General features: G+C 55.1%; 11 protein-coding genes. 7 read left to right on the top strand and 4 right to left on the bottom strand.

The window, feature by feature from the left end:
• The first annotated feature begins 436 nt into the window (after positions 1 to 436).
• From ACUHMQ_RS12055 to ACUHMQ_RS12030, 6 genes are all read left to right on the top strand, one after another.
• A complete protein-coding gene (locus ACUHMQ_RS12055; RefSeq protein ID WP_445295709.1) occupies positions 437 to 1,183 on the top strand; it encodes an RNA polymerase sigma factor FliA in 747 nt (248 codons plus the stop codon).
• A 91-nt stretch (positions 1,184 to 1,274) separates the two neighbouring features.
• Positions 1,275 to 2,015 (top strand): flagellar motor protein, encoded by a 741-nt coding sequence (locus tag ACUHMQ_RS12050; protein WP_445295708.1) that lies wholly within the window; start codon positions 1,275 to 1,277, stop codon positions 2,013 to 2,015.
• A 95-nt stretch (positions 2,016 to 2,110) separates the two neighbouring features.
• A complete protein-coding gene (locus tag ACUHMQ_RS12045) occupies positions 2,111 to 2,854 on the top strand; it encodes a lysophospholipid acyltransferase family protein (RefSeq protein WP_445295707.1) in 744 nt (247 codons plus the stop codon).
• 216 nt (positions 2,855 to 3,070) lie between these two features.
• Positions 3,071 to 5,536, top strand: a complete 2,466-nt coding sequence (locus ACUHMQ_RS12040) for a DNA translocase FtsK (protein WP_445295706.1) — start codon at positions 3,071 to 3,073, stop codon at positions 5,534 to 5,536.
• Positions 5,537 to 5,673: 137 nt separating this feature from the next.
• On the top strand, positions 5,674 to 6,645 hold the full coding sequence (locus tag ACUHMQ_RS12035) for a sensor histidine kinase (protein ID WP_445295705.1): 972 nt from the start codon (positions 5,674 to 5,676) through the stop codon (positions 6,643 to 6,645).
• On the top strand, positions 6,642 to 7,415 hold the full coding sequence (locus ACUHMQ_RS12030) for a LytR/AlgR family response regulator transcription factor (protein ID WP_445295704.1): 774 nt from the start codon (positions 6,642 to 6,644) through the stop codon (positions 7,413 to 7,415). The genes ACUHMQ_RS12035 and ACUHMQ_RS12030 overlap by 4 nt, the downstream gene beginning before the upstream one ends.
• Before the next feature lie 72 nt (positions 7,416 to 7,487).
• On the opposite strand, the gene ACUHMQ_RS12025 is transcribed toward ACUHMQ_RS12030, so the two are convergent.
• A complete protein-coding gene (locus ACUHMQ_RS12025) occupies positions 7,488 to 8,390 on the bottom strand; it encodes an MBL fold metallo-hydrolase (protein WP_445295703.1) in 903 nt (300 codons plus the stop codon).
• Positions 8,391 to 8,499: 109 nt separating this feature from the next.
• Here ACUHMQ_RS12025 and ACUHMQ_RS12020 point away from each other — a divergent pair, with 109 nt between their 5' ends.
• Entirely contained in the window at positions 8,500 to 9,405 is a 906-nt protein-coding gene (locus ACUHMQ_RS12020; protein ID WP_445295702.1) for a LysR family transcriptional regulator, read from the top strand.
• 75 nt (positions 9,406 to 9,480) lie between these two features.
• Here ACUHMQ_RS12020 and ACUHMQ_RS12015 read toward each other — a convergent pair whose 3' ends face one another.
• The 3 genes from ACUHMQ_RS12015 to ACUHMQ_RS12005 form a co-directional block, all read right to left on the bottom strand.
• Positions 9,481 to 14,238 carry an RHS repeat-associated core domain-containing protein gene (locus ACUHMQ_RS12015; RefSeq protein ID WP_445295701.1) on the bottom strand — a complete coding sequence of 1,586 codons (4,758 nt, stop codon included), beginning with the start codon at positions 14,236 to 14,238 and terminating at the stop codon, positions 9,481 to 9,483.
• Between the two features lie 178 nt (positions 14,239 to 14,416).
• Positions 14,417 to 15,460 carry a hypothetical protein gene (locus ACUHMQ_RS12010; RefSeq protein ID WP_445295700.1) on the bottom strand — a complete coding sequence of 348 codons (1,044 nt, stop codon included), beginning with the start codon at positions 15,458 to 15,460 and terminating at the stop codon, positions 14,417 to 14,419.
• Positions 15,461 to 15,849: 389 nt separating this feature from the next.
• Positions 15,850 to 19,161, bottom strand: coding sequence for a S41 family peptidase (locus ACUHMQ_RS12005; RefSeq protein WP_445295699.1), 3,312 nt, complete (start codon positions 19,159 to 19,161; stop codon positions 15,850 to 15,852).
• Between the last annotated feature and the right edge of the window lie 289 nt (positions 19,162 to 19,450).

The raw sequence follows: 19,450 nt of genomic DNA, 5'->3' as shown, positions 1-19,450 counted from the left end.
AGCACTAACTTGATGGCTTCCGCTCGGTATTCCGACGTATAGCTTTGTGTTTCTCTCTTACTCACCGCAGCCTCCTGTTGGCTCAAGTTTACCAATCAGGTGTGTCTACGGAATTCAGGCTACCTCAGTTCAAAGTCTCGCGAGCTAAGACGAGACAAGGCGGAAACAGCCGAGGAAGCGGAGTTTACTTAAGGTAAATGAGCATTCCGAGGGCGTTTTCAACGCTGTATCGCCGACGCGCAGCAGACTTTGAGTAGGTTGAGTGCAGCAGCCAGGACACAGACTGCGCGGGTAAAAGCCCCTGAAATTGCCAGTCAGAGTAGCGGTTGTTAACCTGGGTCCAACACCCGGGCGCCAAGTACTAAACGTAGAACTTGGTAATCCTCGCCGGTCTGGCGCATAAAGAAGGCTACTCTCCTCGTTTTTGACTTTGCGCATGCCCTCCTCCCGCGCCATAGGCGCCTACACGCAACATGCAACCGACCCAGTGGAGGTACGCGTGAATGCCCACGCGCCGCTGGTCAAGAAGCTCGCCTACCATATGGTGGCGCGGCTACCTGCGAGCGTAGAGGTGGACGACCTGATCCAGGCGGGCTTGATCGGCTTGATGGAGGCAGCACGTAATTTCGACCCTGACGCCGGCGTGCAGTTTGAAACCTTTGCCACTCAGCGCATACGCGGTGCCATGCTGGATGAATTACGCGAGACAGACTGGCTGCCACGCCAGTTGCGTCGTTCGGCACGCGATATTGAGGCAGCGCTCGTCAAACTGGGGCACAGCCTTGGCCATGCGCCGACTGAGACGGAAGTCGCCGCGGAAATGGGCCTCTCCCTCAGCGCCTATCAGGAACTGCTGGCTGACTGCCGCGGCCACCAGCTGATTTATTACGATGACACCGACGCGGAGGAAGAAGGCCGTAACGCACTCGACTCGATGGCAACCGACCAGGATGCCGACCCGTTGCATGAATTGGATGACAGTGATTTTCGCCGAGTATTGATTGCAGGCATCAGCGAATTGCCCGAGCGGGAAAAGATGGTGATGGCGCTTTACTACGAACAGGAACTCAACCTGAAGGAAATCGGCGCGGTATTACATGTTACCGAGTCCCGCGTCAGTCAGTTGCATAGCCAGGCAGTAACCCGTTTACGCGCAAAACTACGGGATTGGACAGACAAATAATCCACACCTGCTGTGCAAGCCCGTGCCCACGCAGGGAAATCTGCTATAAACCCGGCGAGTTCGCCAAAAAGATGGATGATTGCCCATACCCATGGACAGATTAAGCCTGATCGGCCTGTTGCTCAGCATTGCCGCCATTATTGGCGGTCAAATACTTGAAGGCGGCAAGGTCACCTCGCTCATACAAGGCACCGCCTTCCTGATCGTCATCGGCGGCACCCTGGGCGCAGTGTTGCTGCAAAGCCAACTAGCGAGCTTTGTAATGGGCGTACGCATGCTGAAGTGGATTCTGGTCTCGCCGCAAATCGAGATGGATTCCTGGGTCAGAACCATCGTGCACTGGAGCAACACAGCCCGCCGTGGCGGTCTTCTGGCCTTGGAAACCCCCGCGATGGCCGAAAAGGACCCGTTTGTGAAGCGGGCCCTTCAGCTGCTGGTTGATGGCGCAGAGCCAGAAGCGATACGCCATGCCATGGAGCTGGAAATCGGCAGCTATGAGGATAAACACCGTGCTGCAGCCCGAATATGGGATTCCGCAGGTGGCTATGCACCCACCATCGGTATTCTCGGTGCGGTGATGGGGCTCATTCATGTGATGGAAAATCTCACCGAGCCCAGCAAACTTGGGTCGGGCATAGCCGTGGCTTTTGTAGCGACGATTTACGGCGTAGGTTCCGCCAATCTGTTGTTCCTGCCCATCGGCAACAAACTCAAACAGCTGATAGCTGCAGAGATAAGGCGTCGCGACATGGTCATGGAAGGTCTGATCGGCATTGCCCAGGGCGAAAACCCGCGCATTATCGAGAACAAACTGCGTGGATTCCTGGCTTGATCGTTTTGTGCCACAGTTACCCCGAACCGGGTTGATGTACTTAGCTCAGTTGTACTGAACTGCCCTTTCAAGCAATCAACAGGACTCCCGCCGCGATGATTGCGCTGCTCAAACTGCTCTGGCGCCTTTTGGCAATAGTAGAGCTGGCGCTTTTTACGGTCTTCATGCTCGCGCTGGCACAGCTGCCAGCTGTCTTAGTAAAACGCGTCTACCCAATCCCCTTTCGCACATGGTGCCGCAGCTTTGTACGGGCACTGGGGGTGGACCTGCGATTGCACCAGCACTACAGGGGCAATCTCCCACAACGCTATGTGTTGATCGCCAATCACCCTTCCATCTTCGAAGACATCGGCATCCCCGCTTTGTTTCCGGTCCGTTCCCTTGCCAAAGCCGAAGTGGCTGACTGGTGGATTGTGGGTAGAGTGGCTGTGGCCTCCGGCACCCTGTTCGTCAAACGCGAGTCTTCCGATTCACGCAAAGCCGCTACGCAGGCCTTGGTCGATACCGCCCGTAGTGGCAGCAACCTCGCGCTTTATCCAGAGGGCGGCTGCAAAGGCCGACGGCTGGCTGGGCGTTTCTTCAATGGCGCGTTTATCGCCAGCTATGAAAGTGGCGTGCCGATTTTGCCGGTCTTTTTGCATTACCAGGCACAGGCGACCTTTGAATGGGGTGATGAGCATCTGCTGGAAAAACTGTGGCAGATTGCCACCTCGCAGAATCCTCGTGCCGACTATCATGTTTTCGAGCCGATCGACCCGATTCATTTCGACTCAGCCGAGGCCATGAAGGATCACATCTACCGGCTATACCTGGGCTGGCAAAAACGTTTTTTGGAGTGAGTACCGCATTGGGGAAGGCATACAAGCCATTGCAACGGATTTTTCCGTTATCCCGGGTTTGCCCCTACCCCTTACTGGCTTTAATCTGTCGTTCAAGTTCCTGTTTGCACAGTGTTACACCCGGTGCCTATATCGTGATTACTGCAATGCAGCAAGTTCACGGACAGGCTTTATGCAGTGGGTATAATCAAGCCAATTCTCCTTTCAAGCGTTGCCATGTTCTTCTCACGCCGTCCCAAGAATGAACCCAAGCGTTCCGCTCGCACATCCAACCCGCTGCCACCACAGCTTACTACTATATTGCGTGAAAGCTGGTGGCTTGCCGCCGTGGTTGCAGGCATCTATCTGGTCATCATTCTTGCCAGTTACAACCCTTCGGACCCCGGCTGGTCGCATACAGCAACCCAGATATCCGTACATAACAAGGGTGGAAACTTCGGCGCCTGGCTGGCTGATGTTCTGCTCGCCGTATTTGGCTTCTCCGCCTGGTGGTGGGTCGTATTCTGCATCGCTGCAATCCTGTGGGGCTATCGACGGCTCGAAAAAATCCAACAGAACCATCGTCTGGCAACGGTTGCTGTCAGTGGATACCTGCTATTGCTGCTCTCCAGCAGCAGCATGGAAGCGTTGCGTCTGCATGGGCTCGGTTGGGCGCTGCCCGATAAGCCGGGCGGCATCCTGGGGTTCGCCCTGGGCAGCTGGCTTTTTCATGGCGTGGGCTTTATCGGTGCGACCTTGGTATTGATCGCCGGCTTGGGTATCGGCCTATCGCTGTTTGTCGGTATCTCCTGGCTGGAGCTGATGGAAAAAGTCGGCGGCTGGGTCGAAGACAAAGCGATGGCTGTTTTCAACCGCTGGCAAGCCCAACAGGACCGGAAAATCGGCGCTTCGGCCGCCCAGGCCCGTGAACAACGTGTAACCGTGGAGAAGAAACGGTTCGATGACGCACCGGCTATACGTATTGAAGAACCCACCTTGGAGATTCCCCCTTCCAAGGCGGTGCTCCGGGAAATAGAGCAAGAACAAAAGAATCAGGAAAAAATCAAACTCGCGGCGGCCCAACCCTCATTGTTTGCCAAGGAGGAACTCCCGCCCTGGGAAGAAGAAGTGGCAAACAACGCCTCCGTACATGCCAAGCAAAAGACCGTCAGCAAGAAGACGCCCGCACTGATTACCAGCAGTAGCAGCGAGCTGCCCAGCATCACCTTGCTGTCGCCACCGCCACCCATGCAGGAAGTCGTCAGCCACGAAACCATCGAATTCACTTCACGCCTGATCGAACGCAAGCTGGCTGAGTTTGGCGTAGAGGTCAAGGTGGTTGCAGCCTACCCAGGCCCGGTGATCACCCGTTACGAAGTAGAGCCGGCTGTAGGGGTAAAGGGCTCGCAGATCGTGAATCTGATGAAGGACTTGGCGCGTGCCCTGTCACTCGTCAGCATACGGGTGGTGGAGACCATTCCAGGCAAGACCTATATGGGCCTGGAGCTACCCAACCCGAAGCGGCAGATCGTTCGCCTGTCCGAGATCCTCGGCTCCCAGGCTTATCACGATTCGTCATCGCTCTTGAGCATGGCCATGGGTAAGGATATCTCCGGCAAACCGGTAGTGACTGACCTCGCCAAGGCGCCGCATATGCTGGTAGCCGGTACGACCGGGTCGGGTAAGTCCGTGGCCATGAATGCCATCATTCTCTCCTTCCTCTACAAGGCCACGCCCGAGGAAGTGCGGTTGATCATGGTCGACCCGAAAATGCTGGAGCTCTCGATCTACGAAGGTATTCCCCATCTGCTGGCCCCGGTGGTCACCGATATGAAGCATGCCGCCAACGCGCTCAACTGGTGTGTGGCGGAAATGGAGAAACGCTACCGGCTGATGAGCGCCATGGGCGTGCGTAACCTTGCGGGCTTCAACGCCAAGGTGAAGGAAGCCGCCAAACGCGGCGAGAAATTGACCAATCCCTTCAGCCTGACGCCGGACAGCCCCGAGCCACTTGAACCGTTACCGCTGATTGTGGTGCTGATCGATGAATTGGCCGACCTGATGATGGTAGCTGGTAAGCAGATCGAGCAGCTTATCGCCCGCTTGGCGCAGAAAGCCCGAGCCGCCGGTATACATCTGATTCTGGCGACACAACGTCCGTCGGTGGACGTCATCACCGGTCTGATCAAAGCCAACATCCCTACCCGCTGCGCATTTCAGGTATCAAGCAAGATCGACTCCCGTACCATTCTCGACCAGATGGGTGCAGAAAGTCTGCTCGGCCAGGGTGATGGGCTCTTCCTACCACCCGGTACTGGCTACCCGCAGCGTATCCACGGCGCATTCGTGGCCGATGAAGAAGTCCACGCCGTCGTCGAATTCCTCAAGTCGCAAGGCGAGCCGAATTACATTGAGGGCATCCTCACCGGGCAAGTGGAAGGCATGGGCGGTGAAAGTTCGGGGGGCGGTGAGTTCGGCCTGAGCGGAAGCGGTGGCGACGGAGAAAGCGACGAGATGTACGACAAAGCCGTCGCCTTCGTCATCCGCACGCGTAAAGCCTCCATTTCGTCAGTGCAGCGCGAACTGCGCATCGGGTATAACCGCGCAGCACGGTTGATCGACCAGATGGAACAGGCGGGCATCGTCACCCCAATGGAAACCAATGGTAATCGGTGTGTGCTGGCGCCGGCCCGTGAAGAATGAGGTATATCCATTACGCCAAACATCTTGTTTTCAGGCATTTCATCCCCCTCAAAGCGCATTGCATCCCTGCATAATGGAGGACTACGTTTCCTGCCCATAAGCTTGGTGCATGATAAGTTAGCGCAAGGACGAGCCCTATGAATACCGATCAGCCCAGCCACAATACCGCGCCGGATGACCAAGACCCAAGCAAGCCCGCTTCGCCGCCAGACACCAAGCAGACCTTACGTATGATGCGTGACGGTGCCGTGGTTTTATGGTGGCGTTTTTTCGACTGGCTGGCTGTTGTACCCTGGAAAACACTGCTGATTATCTCGCTGCTGGTGCTTATTCTGGGCGGGCCGTTTGGCGCAGACGATTTCATCTTCCTGCTGATCATCGCCTCCTTCATCGTCAAGATTCTGGCCGGGGGCAAGCGTAAAGCCGAGCTTACCGCCACCCAGGCTACCGAGCGGGCAGAAACTGAAACACTGGAGCGCATGGTGCTTGAGGCTCGCATGGAGGCGCTGCAGGCCCAGATTGAGCCGCATTTTCTGTTCAACACGCTTGCCAGTATCGACCAGCTTATCCAGACCGACCCACCGCGCGCCTCCAAGATGCAGCAGAGCCTGATCCGCTACCTTCGCTCCGCCATGCCGCAGATGCGAGCAGGCAACAGGCCGTCCCTTGGGCAACAAGCCGATTTGTCGAGCGCGTTCCTAGAGATCATGGCAGTGCGGATGGAAGAGCGGCTGCAAACCAAAATCACCGTGCCGGAAGGACTGAAGTCTGCTGTCTTTCCCTCGCTGATGCTACAAACGCTGGTAGAAAATGCGATCAAGCACGGTCTGGAACCAAAAGCTGAAGGCGGCCGACTGGAAATCAGTGCAGAAATTGTCGATGGCCTGTTGGCCGTACACGTACTCGATACCGGCATGGGCTTCATGCCCAAGGGCGGTGGCGGCGTCGGACTGGCTAATATCCGCGAACGCCTGAAGGTACTCTATAACGGTCGTGCGGAGCTGATCATCAGCGTACCACCGGAAGGCGGTACCCTTGCCACCATCAAAGTACCGTATGAGGTTGTACCCCTTCATACCGATGCTACCCAACAACCATCGCCAGCATGAGCCATAAACCCTCCCCCACCGCCATCATTGCAGACGATGAACGCCTGATGCGTGAGCAGATTACTGCACGCCTCAAAACGGCTTGGCCAGAACTCGTCATCGTCGGCGAAGCCAGCAACGGCCGCGAAGCTGTGGCGATGGCGCGCAGCCAAGAGCCCGATATCGTCTTCCTCGATATCCGCATGCCGGAAATGGATGGTATTGCAGCTGCCAAAGCCCTTGCAGGCCAGGTTCATGTGGTGTTTGTCACAGCCTACGACCAATACGCCATCAGCGCCTTCGAGCAAGGCGCGGTCGATTATCTGCTCAAGCCGGCCGACCCCGAACGCGTTGCCCAGACCTGTCAGCGCCTGCGCGACCGGCTGCATGCTACCCCCCACCCCATGGAGGATCTGCTGGCCCAACTGTCACAGCGTCTTGGCGGATCCGATCTCAAACCGCGTGAATACCTGCGTTGGGTACAGGCCAGCGTGGGCAATAGCATCCGGATGATTCCCACCAGCGACATCCTGTTTTTCCGAGCCGAGGACAAATACACCCGGGTACAGACCGAAAGCTTTGAAGCGTTGATACGCAAACCCATCAAAGAGCTGGTCGAGGAGCTGGACCCCGACGAATTCTGGCAAATCCACCGCGCTACCCTGGTCAAGGTCGATGCAGTGAAGGAAATCAGCCGGGATTTTCGAGGCCAACAGATTGTTCATGTGAGGGGCAGCGACGAAAAGCTGGAAGTAAGCCGCAGCTTCAATCATCTGTTCAAGCAGATGTAATTCTGCCGTTGAAAAATAAATAGCCCGCATGCGGGCTATTTATTCCAACCTTGCTGCACAGTCAGAGCAAGCTTATTCCGCCGGCCACTTCATCTCACCCATTGCCACTTTGGCGCTCAGCTCCAGGCTCGATAGGTCCTCCAACTGCGGATACTGCTGTTTCATGGCGGCAATCAGTTCGCCTGAGTTCTTTGCCTTGGCCATTTCACGCTCAAACGTCTGGATGTAGTCACGGGTAAACCGGACGGATTCCAATGTCTGCGGCGCATCTTTGGTGAAGTGACCAGGCACGACAACTTCCGGCTTCAGGTCTTCGATCTTCTGCAAGGTCTTCAACCAGTCCGCACGGGCCTGTTTGGTTTGCGCATCGGCCATCCAGACATGGCTGTTACCTACCACCGGTACACCACCTACTACGGCTTTTAGCGCAGGAATCCAGACAAACGACATTTCGGTATTCGGGCCATTCAAACCGATCACCTCCAACTTTTTGCCTTCCAGGCTCAAGTTGTTACCTTTGAGCGGTGATGGCACATAAAGCTGCTTAGGTGCATTTGCGCCCAGTTTGGGCCCCCAGAACGCCAATTTGCCCTTCATGGAATGACGGATATGGTCGATAGTAGGTTGGGTTGCAATGATGCGTGCGTCAGGAAAAGCAGCGCGCAGCGGTTCAAGACCAAAGTAGAAGTCTGGATCACCATGACTGATGTAGATGGTGGTGAGCTTCTTGCCGCTTTGCTTGATCTTTTCAACCAGCTTGGCGCCATCGGCCGTTGAGAATTGGGCGTCAATCAGTATCGCCTCCTTCTTACCGACAATCAGCTCAGACGATACCGGGAAGATAGCGGCTTCACCGGGGTTGTATACCGTCATATCAAGGTCAGTCGAGGCAGCCAATGCACTTTGCGATGCAGTCAAAGCAAGCAGCGAAAGCGCGGTAGTCAGGGTAGTCTTTAAGTAGGCTTGGCGAAACATGGGAGGCTCCAATCAGTGGGTGAACAGTTAGTGCCTGCATATTAGTTGCGTATATCAGCCAAATAAACCGCATAATTAGGGCTAGTTTATTGCACAAATCGAGCCAATCATGGATCGCCTGACTGCGATGAGGGTATTCGTGGAAGTCGTGGACCGTGGGTCGCTATCTGCAGCAGCGGATAGACTCGATATGTCGCGAGCCATGGTGTCGCGCTATCTGGCGGAAGTAGAAAACTGGGTAGGCGCACGACTGTTACACCGAACGACCCGTAGACTCAGCCTGACAGATGCCGGCAACGAAACACTGCCCAGATGCCGGCAGTTACTCGGCATTGCCGATGATATCCAGTCCCAGGTGATCACCCCGGAGGATGCCCCCAAAGGCATGCTGCGCCTGACCTGCAGCATGTCGCTGGGGCAAGCCTTCCTGGCTCGTGTTGTCACTACCTATGTAAAGCGTTATCCCGCTACCGCAGTCGACCTATGGTTGGTAGACCGAACCGTGAACCTGGTGGAGGAACGTGTCGACCTTGCCATCCGCATCACCAATCAACTCGATCCAAACCTGATTGCCCGCAAACTCGCAACTTGCCGTTCTGTAGTCTGCGCATCCGCTGGTTATTTAAATGAACACGGCTCACCCAAGCATGCCGAACAGCTTGCCCAACACAACTGTCTGACCTACTCCTATTTCGGCAAAAGCCTTTGGGATTTCACCCATCACAATGAACCGGTATCGGTACCCGTCAGCGGCAACCTCAGCGCCAACGAATCTACCGTTCTGCTGGAAGCGGCGCTCAGTGGTGCCGGCATCACGCTGCAACCTGCCTATTCCGCAATGCCCTTGATTCAGTCAGGGCAGTTGATCGCTCTGTTGCCAGATTATCAACCAGCCCAAATGGGTATTCATGGTGTATTTGCCTCACGCAAGCAAATGCCAGCAACCCTGCGCACCATGCTGGACTTCCTGGTGGAAAGTTTTTCCCACAATGAACATTGGTTGTCTGTGCAATGAGCTGGGGTAACACAGGGTTAACCATATACAAAACCGCAACGGTTACGTTGCGGTTTTGTTGCTAACGCTTGGATTTTAGCCAAATGACAGGCTTCTGATTCGACGAAACTCGGTAGGTGGCGCAGATGCAATCTGCCTCACTGCGCCAAAAAGTTGACTTACCGTCGCACCCGCTTCAGTTGGTAAGCCGCGTACCGCAGGAGCGCTGTTAGAGCGCGGCCGGTAAGTGCCGGCATGGCCCATACTGGTACCTGCGTCGGGAAAGTGGCCAGCAGTGTACTGACCACTCACACGGCCCTGCCGAATCGTCGTAGCCCCACCTACCACCAAGGCCCCCGCCCCCAACCCAAGTGAAACCCAGCTCAGGATTTCCGATGCCAGCGGGCTGACATCCACCAACAACTTGGATGCTGCATCCGCACCACCAGCCAACAACCCAGATGTTGCCATGCCAGCGGCCCATACCCGGGTCGTTGTACTGATGCCAGAACCGATACCTGCGCTGAGACCACCCAACACTGATGAACCAACGCCAAGGCCAAGCGACACCCACCCTAAGATATTCGACGTATGAGGATCTTTTTCCGACAAGGCCGCAGAGGCAATGCCCGTTGCGCCCGCAGCGATGCCCGCCAACGCCAACCCTGCCGATACATAACCGGTAGCCGCGAACGCCGTCAGGCCTGCGCCTGCTGAAATCAGACCCGCCGAGATAGCCGCACCGGTACCCAAGGACGCCACCGCAACAACAATGCCTACAGCACCCAGTACGATGCCCAGAATCGCTTTCCAATTAAGATGTCCCGTGGGGTCAACGAAGTTGATTGGGTCCCCCTGACAATAGGCATAGGGATTGAGCCCACCGCCTTCAAACGGACTCCAGCTATCCGGGCTATGAAAGCGCATCAAACCCGGGTTGTAGGCACGATAACCATTACCCAGTAAGTACCACCCGGTTACCGGATCAATACGTTCCCCATTGAAGCCCAATAACAAAGACAAGCTGGATGCTGACGGCTGATCGCCATAAGGCGTATAAGCGAGAAGTTGCCGTCCAGTGCTGCCAACCACGCTCAGGACTGACTGCTGGCGATCCGTACCGAGCAGCAATGTTTGAGAGGCATTAGAGTCATTGCGTTGCGCCAGACATTGATCCGCCAGCTGCAAAACGCTGACCAGGTCTTTGCCCACACGTTCATGAGCGATGCGCTCATCTCGGTAATACAGATGCCTGGCTGTTCCATCTGCCAAGGATTGGACTACCAATGCATCGTTTGCATCGTAACCATATCGGCAGACGTCAGCATTACCTGCGACGACTTCCTGCAAACGCCCCAGCGTGTCATAGCGAAGTTGCCGCCCATGCTCGTCATTCAGCAGATTGCCCGCTGCGTCGTAGCTGAATTGCACCGAAACTGGATAATCCGCATGGGAGTTGCTCACGCTCGTCAATTGCGTTGGATCTTCGGCAGCATAGGCAAAGCTTGCAATATTCCTGCCACCTGGAAATTCGGTCTCCATACGGACAATGTTGTCCCACGCATCGAAGACAAAAACCTGGCGAAGGATTTTTTTACCTGCGCTATCGGTTGGTTGCGATTGCCCCAGGCACTGGTAGGAAACCAACCGCCCCCGCGTGTCATAGTCGAAGGTTTCATCCCGTTCGATCGTATTACCTGACTTCAGTAACCGTCGTGCCAGCTTATCGGTCGATGTGTATTCCAGGGTCAGGGTCTGTGTTGCTTGCCTGGGGACTTCAATGACTCGTTGCACCTCACGACCGAAATCGTCGTACTGCAAGCTAGTCGTCAACATCAGATCCGTTGCCTGGTCCTTGACCTGCACTTTGGATGGTCTGCTATGCGCATCATAAGCGACAGTGGTGCGAAGGCTGCCTGCCTGGTAACTCGCAGGCCGTCCATAACTGTCGTAGCCCGTGACCTGCTCATCGCCAGCAATGCCGGTATAGCCAAGGGGCTTGCCGCCCAGGGAATAGCGATAATGGCTGGTAGCCAGCTTCCCTAGCGCATCCACATGCTCGGCTCTCAACAGACCTGAAGGGTAATACTCGCGTCGCCTGGTCTGCCCTTCAGCAATCGATTCTGTCAGCTGTGCACTTCTGGTTTGGTATTGGAAGCTGTCATCCAGCCCCGCTGTTGTTCGCCGCGTTAAGGCAAACTCCAGATCGGGTTGGTATTGGTAGTCGATCGTGACTCCCTGTGGTGTCTGTTGCCTAGCCGGTTTCGGCGCACTGCCCTGATATTGAAAGGTATGCCGCCGACCGCCGACGGTACGTGCAATCAACCGACCCAAGCCATCAAAGGTTTGCTCACCCGCTACACTGCCATCCAACCGAATCAAGACCGGTTGTGCCTCCATGGTATGCATGGCATAGGTACTTTCAACCTCGATCCCATCCGGTAGACGGGTCGATGTGAGCCTGTCGAATGCATCATACGTATAACGAGTTTCGTTGCCTGCGGCATCAACCTGCTTGATAGTCCGGCCAAACCCATCATAGGCATAAAGGGTTTTGCTGACGGTCTTGCCCTGCAGGTCTAGACGCGTAACCTCAACAGGCTTATCAAATACATTGTGGCGTGTCGCCGTCTTACCCTGGCCGGCCAACCAATGTGTAACTGAACGTCCGATAGGGTCAACCTCGGCATACTCCCTCACGCCGTTGTCGTGAAGCGTGCTTAATGGGTTCCCCCAACCATCGTAAGTCAGCTGCCGGCCGACCCTGATCGCGGTCCCCTCGATCCAATCAATTTCGGTCACCTGGCTGACCTGACCCAGGGCGTTGTGTTGTGTTTCCTCCGTCAACCGCCATGTACCCGCCGCCTGCCCACCGGAGTCGATATCTTCTCGCAATACCCGGACGACACGTCCTAACCCATCGTATTCATGACGGACCTGGGTACCGTTGACGTCCGTAGTCGTCATCTGTGCCGGCGCACTATCGGTTGCAGTTGTGTAGACGTAGCGTCGAGCAGCCTCATAGGCCGTACCGGGTGCGGAGACTTCCGTAACAATCCGTCCCAACGCGTCATGGCGATAGGTAAGGTGCATACCATCCGCATTTTGCACCTCACGCTCAAGCCCATTCAGCGCAGAGACGGTACGGCATTGCGTCGAGGTCTGGCCATCATAACCAGTCAAGGTCGCAGTCAACGTCAGTTCATCCTGAGCAACCAAGTAGCTGTGTTGCGTCGTCGTGGAATAGTCACCACCGGAGCCTTTCAGGGTCAGTTGATGCTGAAGCAACCGGCCATGCATCGCCGCATCCGTCGGCGCTTGCAAGTATTGGTAGCAAACAACCGTCAGCGGAACCGTTTGTGCAACCTGTAGCTCGTAGGTCTCCTGGCGAGTTCTGACCAGATGCACTCCCTGCCCGTTCAAGGCTTGCAGCTGTTGGTACTGGTAGCGTGTTTCCTTGGCTGGTGCCGGTGTCAGATCACCAGTTGCAGCAGGCAAAGTCCGGGTCAGCTTAAGCGAGCGGACAAATCCGAATGGGTCCGCAGGACAACCCGTTCCACCAGTCGCCGGATAGTAGGTGTGCTCGGTGGTGATGCCCGTCTCTTCGATCTGTTTCAGCAGATTGCCGTATTCGTCGAATTCAGTCTGCAGTACGTCTTTGCGCGGTTCACGCGCGGTCTCATCGCGATACTGAACAGTGCGTTGCCTAGGGAGCTGACATTGTGCAGGCTGATCATTGAAGTGCTTGCCAGGTATCAGCGGGTAGGTCGTCAGTGTCGACTTTTCAGTGGTGCCGCACCGGGTAACCTCTGCTGTCTGGAGATGGAAGTGGTTATACGTGCGCACCGTGAAAATGAAACTTTTACCATCCAGATAGGTGTGCTCAGTTGAGGTGTATTCATACTGCGTATTGATCAGGTACAGGTTGTCGCCATCATTGGACCAACTGCTCAGTGCGCCAAATCCAAGAAAGTTGCGGTCGGAATATTGATAGCGCTTCTCCATTGAGGGCTGACCCTGCCCCGGCGCGACGATATGCGAAATCACATACGGCAGGTGGTTGACTGGCGCACCAGGTGGAAGCTGATGGCCATCCTCCTTGTATTGCAGGGTTTCCAACGCCCCCGCAGGCGACTGGACACGTGTGATTACCTGGCATCCGCCACGTATTTCATACTGGAATGCCCACTGGCCGGCGTTGTCGGGCAAGTTGAGCATTGTCACCAATTGATTGTTCAACCCCATCCGGAACACCGCTTGGCTAGCGCTGCCCGGATACAGGGTAATCGTCACATTGCTTATGCTCGTACGATCAATGGTTAAAAGCGTGCGTTGGTGATCTTTGATATCAGCAAGGGCCGGCTGCCCACCATACTGCGTGTAGCCCAAGGAAATGGCCACACCATTGGCAGCCACAACACGAACCGGTAGCGCTATGTGGCTACCGGCCTGAAACGATAGCTCTTCGATGGTGCCGTTTTTGTGTATGACCCGATAACCTGTTGCATGCTTCTGGACCCGGAAGAAATTCAGTTTCTGGTCTGTTAGACGGAGCCCATCCGACGTCTCAACTGCCTTGAAACGTTCACCCGTACTCAATGTGAACACTTTGGCAATACGGTCATAACGCGTCAGCGCAATCGACCAGCCGATCCCCAGGCCGGCATCGTCACCGCCCAGAGGATTGAACGACAGCGCAACAGGCAAGGTGGGCCCATTCAAAGCAGCAGACTGAATTTCGCCGAGCGACAACGAACAGGTATACAGGCCCGTCCTTGGGTCCACTCCGGTTGTAACAAAGCTGCTGAAGTTGAATGCGTTTGAATAAATGTTCCCTGCGGCATTGTTTTGCATAGCAGTGCTCCACGACGTATGGGGGATCAAACGATGGCAAGACGCGGGATGGGGTAACCCCCCACCCTGTATTACCTTGTCTCAGAATCTGCTCACGGTCCTGTTGCACAGCTGTAACCAGGGCTTCTGTACCCTGCTGACCGCTGCTCGTGACTGTTCGTGAACAGGTTTTAAGCGGCTAGCGCTTCTCGAGAATAAAAGCGCGATCTGATATCACGGTCCGGATACGCAGCTTATGCTCGGTACCGTAAAGGTCGTGGACACTGAAGTCGAAGTTGCCGGTTTTGACGGCAGTCAGGTACCAATTCTTTCTATTGATGAACTGGGTAACGGTAATCTCACCACTACGGTCGTTGACGGGCACGCTGACATAGCGCCCACTGGAAGTATTCAGCTCCCACTTGGACCGGCCCGCCTGGTTCAGCCAGCCACCCAATGCGATGGTATGCCAGTAATCCACCTTGCCGGAGCCATAGAAGTGGTACTGTGCATCGCCAGTGCCACCATTGGCGTGAAACCATTTAACCAGCCTGGTCTGCCTGCCACCGGGGAACAAACCGATGTAGTAGTTGTAGGTACGGTATTCGGTATCTGTAGTGCCTTGTTTAAGCACCTCGTCGAATTTGAATGCTTCGATCGAATAAGTCTCAGGAGATTTTCCTTCCAACGTGACGCTGCTGTTGAAACTCCCCCCTGGCCCACCACTATTGTTGGTTTTGACAACGGTGCCATTCGGTAAGGTGACAGCAGCTGCAATTTGCAGGGTACCGGTGCTGGATGAAGTCACCCAAAAGTCCATGCGCTGCGGTTCTATGCGTGCCTCCCGGTTACCCGTTGCATTACCACTTACTGCTTCACCAACCATTTGATCCTGTACGACCTCGATCTCCTCTTCAGCATGTTTGGCGCCAAACTCTTGAAGATCGGCCTCTCTGGAGGCCATGCTCGGAAATTCATGCTCATAGTTGTTCTCGGTTTTGGAAGCACTCCATCCACCTTGCAGATCATCCCCTCCGTTATAACGGATCAGCTTGATCTTACCGAGGGTAGCGGCATCAAGCGCCACTTCGTTACCTTGCGCATCCTTCCCCCGGATCATGACCAGTACACGGGCTTGCATTCGCCCATTTGCGTAGATCTTTTTCGAGGTCACCGAAGAGCCGGCATCAAACTTGACTTCAAAGGTAGCGATGCCTGACAGCGCCTGTGTTTCTGCGTTCATTTTGTTTCTCCAGGAAAAAACCACGATGAAAACAGCAATGACAAGGAAGACCTGCAGAGGAGAGCACCCGGTCAATCAAATGACTGATAGAAGTGACATTTATTGAGGCGTTGAGATACTTCGTGGGTACTGTAGTAATCAGACTGGATTAGTCAACTACATTTAGTTTATGGCGTTTAAATTAATTAATGGCGTGGTTAAATTTGAATGATCAATTCAAATAGAGCTCCCATGTTTATTAAAGAAATATGTCTTTATTAATACAACAACCTGAATACTGGTTAATAAAGACTACGGAAGTGACAACCGATATGTCGGGCGGTTCACCTGAATCATGACCAAAAACAAAGCCGTAACGGTTGCGTTACGGCTTTGTAGCTGGCCAGTGGTTACTTCCCCAGGCTCGTCGGCATGGCTGGCGCTATTCCCCGTTGCATTGTTTTTTGCTGCTTGAGCTTCTCCATGACCACCTGAATTGCTGTATCCAGCTGCGTATCACGGCCCTGGTTAACCGCGTCGGGTTCCAGTTCCACCTCGATGTCGGGTGCAACGCCTTCGTTTTCTATCCGCCACTCGCGCTCTGGCGTAAAGAAGCGAAAATAAGGCACCGTCAACATGCCGCCATCAATCAGATTCGGGTTGGCCGAGATACCGATCAAACCACCCCAGGTGCGCGTACCAATCAAGGGGCCGAGACCCATACGCTTGAAGGCATAGGGTAGGAAATCGCCACCCGAACCAGCATCCTGGTTGATCAGCATCGCTTTGGGACCATAGATGGCACCTCCTGGTGTTTCGAATACCAAGCCATCCCGATCTTTCCAACCGGCGAGGTAGGGCCGCGTCAGCACATCGATCACATAATTGGCAGCCTGTCCGCCGCTATTGCGCCGGTCATCCAGAATGACAGCTTGTTTGTCGACCTGCGCAAAGAACATACGGTTGAAGTACTTGAAACCTTCATCTGCAGTATCGGGCAGGTACACATAGGCCACCTTGCCACCGGTTTTGGCGTCCACATACTGGCGGTTTCGTTCCACCCAGGACCAAAGCCGTAGTGCTCCTTCATTGGCGATGGGTTCAACTGTCACATTACGCGCGCCTTTGCCAGTCGGGTCCGACGCGATGCGCAGCACCGTTTGCTTGTCGACCGTATTGTCGAGCAAGGCATACAGATTCTGGGTGGCATCCAGCTTCCTGCCATTCACGGCAAGCAGATAGTCCCCTTCCTTCACCCCCAAGCCCGGCACTGCCAACGGAGCTTTCAGGAATGGGTTCCAACGGTCACCACGATGCAGGGTCTTGATGCGGTATTGGCCATTTTCCACACTGAAGTCGGCCCCTAGCAACCCAACCCGAGTCGGCGGTTCCTGGTGTACATCGCCCCCCATCAGCCGGTTATGGCCAACCTGCAGCTCGCCTATCATTTCCACCAGGAGTTCGTTCAGGTCCTCGCGGCGTTGCACATGTTTGAGCAACGGCTGGTAACGCGCATAGACTGCCTGCCAGTCCAAGCCGTGCAGCTTCGGGTCATAGAAATACTGCTGCTCCATCCACCATGCTTCGTCGAAGATGTGCTGCCATTCTTCACGAGGGTTCACCAGCATACGTACCTGCCCGGTACTGAGCGACTTGGTATCCATTTTGATGGCTGCTTCAGCGGTGCTCAGCCTGCCGCCCTCATACTGGAGCAGTAGCTTCTTGCCATCAGCACTCATTGCAAAGCTGGCCAGCTGATTCGCCAAGGGCTTGCTTTCACGTTCAGTGAAATCAAAGCGGTAGAGTGTGGCATCGTTCCCCTCAACGGTATTCGGCGGTTCGTTGCTTGCCGCCGCCGGGCGACGTTCCAAGTAGAACAGTGCACCATCAGCAGCAACAGCCAATGAGTCGTAATCCCGCTCTGCAAGCGGCAAGGGGACAATACGTTGCTGCAAGCCTTCGAAGTCGATGCCTGCCGACTTAGGCTGCTTCTTGGTTTTTTCCTGTTCCTTGTCTTGTTTACCATTTTTATCGACACTGGCTTCACTATCCGGCTTACCTTTTTTCGGCAGTTCCTCGTCCCCACTCTTTAGCCACAAGGGAGACTTGCCATTGTCTGCCAGCACCACCGCATAAATACCGCTACGGCGTACCCGATCCTGCGTCGACATATCCAGGAATACTTGTGATGTACCTGAATTGGTCGACGCAGTGAAATAAAGGTAATCGTTAGCCGCAAAGGCGGGGTTATCGGCATGGCTCAAGCCGTCGGTAACATTGCTGCTTTTGCCCGAATTGAAGTCATATACCCGGATCTGGCTGAAATAGTTTTCGCCTGTTGCCGTATAAGCCAACCAGCGGCTATCTACCGAGAACGACACTTTGAATGCCTGCCTGCGCAGCGTTGTGTCGATACGGTTACTGCGTCCCTTATCCAGGGCAAAGGCATACAAGTTCAGGTGGTTGTCGGCATAAATAATCGTTTGCATGTCGGGTGACCACGCCAGCAGGGTGAAGTACCCCTCCTTACCGAGTGCATACTGGCGTGGGCTTTCCAGGCCGGCCTGATCCCGCACGATCAGGGTCTGCTGCACACCGGTGCCAGACAGATAAGCCACACGCTGGCCATCCTGGCTCCACAGTCCATCGGATTCGCGTACGCCGGCAGTCTCGGTGAGGTTCCGGGTCGAACCATCCTTAACCGGTACCGTAAAGATATCGCCTCGGGCGCTTAGCAATACCCGTTTGCCGGACGGTGATATCTGCGCCGACGTGATGTTCTTGGTCGCATCTTTCCATTGGCTACGCGCTTGTACTGCCTGTGGCGCGATATGCACCGGGATATCCCGGCTCTGGCCGCTGGCAACATCCAGTTCCTTCAACAATCCACCGACTTCATAGACGATATGCTGACCATAGGCGCTGGCGCTGCGAACATCCCATACCTTCTCGCGGGTCAACTGCCGTACGGCTTTGGTATCGCTACTGTACGCAAACAGGTTTGCAGCACCGTCAGCCCGATCGGATATAAAGTACAGCGACTGCCCCAGCCACATAGGGTTGCCATCAGTGGCATTCTCATGGGGTACTTTCTCCACCACATTGTTGGCTGGGTTGATGATCCAGATCGGCGGCGTAGTGCCGCCACGGCTTTGCCGCCAACCGCTCGGTCCAAAATAGGCTGGTCGATAGGGCCGGTAAGCAAGGCGTTGGCCATCGGCCGACCATTTACCTTCCTGCGCCACGGCTTCCATCACCTTGCGCTCAGCACCGCCTTCAAGCGAAACCTCATAAAGCTGATTGCTTCGGCTGCTCCCTACTTCCCTCGGTGAGACGAACAGCACACGCTTTCCATCCGCACTCCAGCCATTGACCACATCCGCACCGGGGTGCCACGTCAACCGCCGTGGCTGACCGCCATTTACCGACATCACATACACGTCTGTGTTGTTGTCGTAGTTGGCCGAGAAGGCGATCCACTGCCCATCGGGCGAGAACTGCGGGTTTGATTCGGTAGCCGGATGTGCTGTCAGCCTTACCGGATTCTGGCCATTACGGTCGGTCAGCCAGATATCGCCGGCATAAACAAAGGCAAGGTGATCGTGCGACACACTGGGTTGCCGCAGCAAACGGGTGGTTTCGTTATCGGCAGCAATGGCAGTACCCGCACTACTGAACAAAACACCGGCCCAAACCAGGGCCGTCATCAAACGATTCTTCATGTTCTTACCTTGAATGGTGGGGGGATGAATACAGCCTTCCCCACACGGATGGTGACCGCACTACCAGACTGAACACCGCCGTTGTGAGTATCGACTTACGGAAGCACGCAAACAGGCAGCAACAGGGAAAAACATCATGGACTGGCCAATAGCTACAAAGCGATCAAAAACAACCGCATCATAACATTCTAATTGGTATGCTTATAAGCTGTACAACTGTCCTGTGGCGTAAATAGCGCAACAATATCGTCCTCAGAAAATCACCAGCCCACTGGAATTCCGCACTCAG

It is taken from the genome of Chitinimonas violaceus (assembly GCF_052601015.1).
Note: the sequence above shows the minus strand (reverse complement) of the source record. Positions and strands in the feature narration are given on the sequence as shown.